This is a genomic window from Actinomadura sp. BRA 177 (assembly GCF_013372625.1).
In the GTDB taxonomy this organism is placed as follows: Bacteria; Actinomycetota; Actinomycetes; order Streptosporangiales; family Streptosporangiaceae; genus Spirillospora.
On sequence record NZ_JABXFD010000200.1, the window covers coordinates 1 to 2,916 of the forward strand.

2 protein-coding genes are annotated in these 2,916 nt (G+C 74.5%); both read left to right on the forward strand.

Going from position 1 to position 2,916, the window contains the following annotated elements:
• The coding region (locus HUX53_RS07085) for a SpoIIE family protein phosphatase (RefSeq protein WP_176402361.1) at positions 1-1,730 on the forward strand (1,730 nt) is incomplete at its 5' end.
• A gap of 112 nt (positions 1,731-1,842) precedes the next feature.
• Positions 1,843-2,673, forward strand: coding sequence for a hypothetical protein (locus tag HUX53_RS07090; RefSeq protein WP_255205017.1), 831 nt, complete (start codon positions 1,843-1,845; stop codon positions 2,671-2,673).
• Positions 2,674-2,916: the final 243 nt, after the last annotated feature.

Consider the following 2,916-nt stretch of genomic DNA (forward strand, 5'->3'; position numbering starts at 1 on the left):
CCGCCGGGCGGACCGGGACGGGCGCGCCCGCGCGGGCGCGCCCGTCCCGGTCCGCCCGGCGGGACGTCCCGCCCGCCTGGGAGCCCCTCGCCTACCTCGGCGAGGCCGGCGAGCAGATCGGCAGCTCGCTCGACCACCTGCAGGCCGCCCGGACGTTCGCCGAGGTCCTCGTCCCGCGGCTCGCCGACTTCGCCGCCGTCGAACTGCTGGAACGCGTCGTCACCGACTCGGCGCCGCCCGCCGCCGAGGTCGACGAGACCGCGCTGATGCGCCGCGTCGCCGTCGCCCACAACGACGAGCCCGGACGCTGGGACGAGGCCGTCCCCGAAGGCGAGGCGCTCGTCCTGCCGCCCGGCACGCCGTTCGTCCAGGCCATGCGGACCGGGCGTCCCGTGCACATCCGGCGCGTCGGCCCCGCGCAGGCCGCCCGGCTCGCCGCCGCGTTCGGCGACCGCGACCTGCGCCCCCTGTTCACCGGGCGCTCGCTGCTCATCGCCCCGCTGATCGCGCGCGGCCGGGTGCTCGGCACGTTCAAGCTGCTCCGCAAGCCCGACCGGCCCTGGTTCGACGAGCTCGACCTCGCCATGGTCGACGAACTCGGCCGCCGCGCCGCGCTGTGCATCGACAACGGGCGGCTGTACCGGCGCGAGGTCCAGGTCGCCGAGAAGCTGCAGCGCAGCATGCTGCCCGACGACCCGCCGGACGTCGCAGGGGCCCGCGTCCGCTACCGCTACCGGCCCGCCGAGCAGGCCGCCCAGGTCGGCGGCGACTGGTTCGACGCCATCCCGCTGCCCGGCTGCCGGCTCGGCCTCGTCGTCGGCGACGTGATGGGGCACGGGCTCACCTCCGCCGCGATCATGGGGCAGATGCGCACCGCCGTCCGCACCCTCGCCACCGACGACATGCGGCCCGACCGGCTGCTGCGCCAGCTCGACGGGCTCGCCCGCCGGCTCGGCGAAGAGTACCTCGCCACCTGCCTGTACGCGGTGTACGACCCGGTCACGCGGCGCTGCACGTTCGCCAACGCGGGGCATGTCCCGCCCGTGCTCGTCTCGGCGGACGGCGAGAGCCGCGTGCTGCCCGTCCCGCCCGGCGTGCCCATCGGGGTGGGCGGCGAGCCGTTCGAGACGATGGAGGTCAAGGTCGACGACGGTTCCCAGCTCGTCCTGTGCACCGACGGGCTCCTCGAACGCCGCGACCGCGACATCGAGCAGGGCCTGGAGGAGCTGCGCGCCCGGCTCGCCGGAGCGCCCGCCGACCTCGACGGCACCTGCGACGACCTGCTCGACACGCTCGCCGCGCACACCCCGGCCGACGACATCGCGCTCGTCGCGGTCGGGTTCGACGGCATCCCCAAGGACGAGGTCGTCACCTGGGAACTCGAACCCGAGCCGAACAGCGTCCCGTGGATCCGCGCGCAGGTCGCCGCCCGGCTCACCGGCTGGGGCCTGGACGCCCTCAGCGACACCGCGCAACTGCTGGTCAGCGAGCTGGTGACCAACGCCCTCGTGCACGGCGCCGGTTCGCTCGGCGTCCGGCTGATCAAGGGGCGGACGCTGCTCTGCGAGGTCCACGACGACGGCGCGAACATGCCGCACCTCCGGCACGCCGACGCCACCGACGAGTCGGGCCGCGGCCTCCAGCTCGTCCACCACCTCGCCGAGCGCTGGGGCACGCACCGCACCGACGCGGGCAAGATCGTCTGGGTCGAGCAGCGGCTGCCGCGCTGATCGTGGGCCCGTCTCGCCGCTCTGTGAGGTAAATGTTCCTGTGCCGCCAGATACGTTGCGACGTCCCCATCGGATCTGATCGAAGGGTGCCGGCTACCTTCGGGGGACGAGTTTGGGTGAACATCTGACGCTGCCCGTTCCGGAGACCCTCTACGGAACCTACGCCGTGGCGCTCGCCGAACCCCTCGACGACCCCGCGGCCCTCGCCCGCGACCACGTGGCACGGCACACCGAACCGCCGCTGCGCGACCTCGTCCTCGGCATGCTCGGCAGCCCCATGCTCACCCTCGACCAGCGTCCCGCGGCCGACTTCCCCCCGCTGCCCCGCGACCTCCTCGCCGCCTACGGCGCCGCCGCGCCCGACCTGGAGACGATCACGTCCGCCGCCCACGTCATCGCCGTCCGCGCCGCCTACCGTCCGGGCCGCCCGCCCGCGCACGAATGGGCGTCCCGCACCGTCGCCGGCGCCCTGGGCACCCTCGCGGACGCCCCGGTGATCGACGTCTTCACCCCGCAGATCCTCACACCGCCGCACCTCCTCCGCTCCCTGAACGACTTCCACCTGACCGACTGGATGCTCCTCCCGCACACGTCCGGCCCGCACGGCTCCTTCGTCACCACCAAGGGCCTCGCCCGGTTCGGCCTCCCCGAACTGCGGACGGAGAACGTCCCGCCCGACCTGGTCGAACCATGGGGCCGCCTGCTGAACGGCCTCGCCCACCGCGTCCTCGACCTGTGGCTGGACGAACTCCCCACCGAGGCGCTCACCGCCGACATCCCGGAGACCGTTTCCGTCGGCCTCCAGGACATCGCCGCAGCCCAGGGCACCGAGGATCCGATGCGCCGCGAGGTGTCCGTCCGGCTCCGCCTGGACCGGGACGCCCTCACCACCGCCGACGACCCCGAAGCCCTCTGCACCGCCCTCTTCGGCACTTGCCGATGACCTTGAAGAGAGCGCAGGATCGACACCGTGAGATTCGGCCCGCGTGACCGCCCCGAGCCCGGGATGCCGCGCGCGACGCCCGCCTGTCCCTCGCACGGCTTGCGCGCGGACGCCGGCCCCCCGAACAGCCGCCCCGCGTCCACGACGTTCGAGATGCCCCGCCGGCGTAGTAGACCGTCGAGCCCTCGTCGCTGCCGCCGTCCTTGGGCCGCGCCCGCACCCGCGCGCCGACGCAGCCGACCA